Source organism: Shewanella sp. S1-49-MNA-CIBAN-0167 (genome assembly GCF_040310145.1).
Taxonomy (GTDB): Bacteria; Pseudomonadota; Gammaproteobacteria; order Enterobacterales; family Shewanellaceae; genus Shewanella; species Shewanella psychromarinicola.
On sequence record NZ_JBEOPO010000441.1, the window covers coordinates 1 to 244 of the forward strand.

Consider the following 244-nt stretch of genomic DNA (forward strand, 5'->3'; position numbering starts at 1 on the left):
GCTTAACACATGCTTGGATAAGTGCGGCTAATTCAAGTTTGGCTTCTGCTTGACGCATGCCATGCAAATCAAGCAACAGGTCCGGAGAATAGTCACCACGCCTTAAGCGTTTTAATTCATGCTTATCTGTGCTGGTATTAATCCAACGCATAGGGCCATCTACCGGCAGAAGCGGCTGATATGTATCCGAAAAATAGCTATCAGCATGAATCTGCTGTTCTTTTATTTCGAACTGTTGTTTGGC

The 244-nt window shown here is 44.3% G+C and carries 1 pseudogene; it reads right to left on the minus strand.

Features of this window, described 5'->3' with window-relative positions:
* Positions 1-244 (minus strand): annotated as a pseudogene (locus AAEZ00_RS21970) (endonuclease SmrB); the annotation flags it as partial.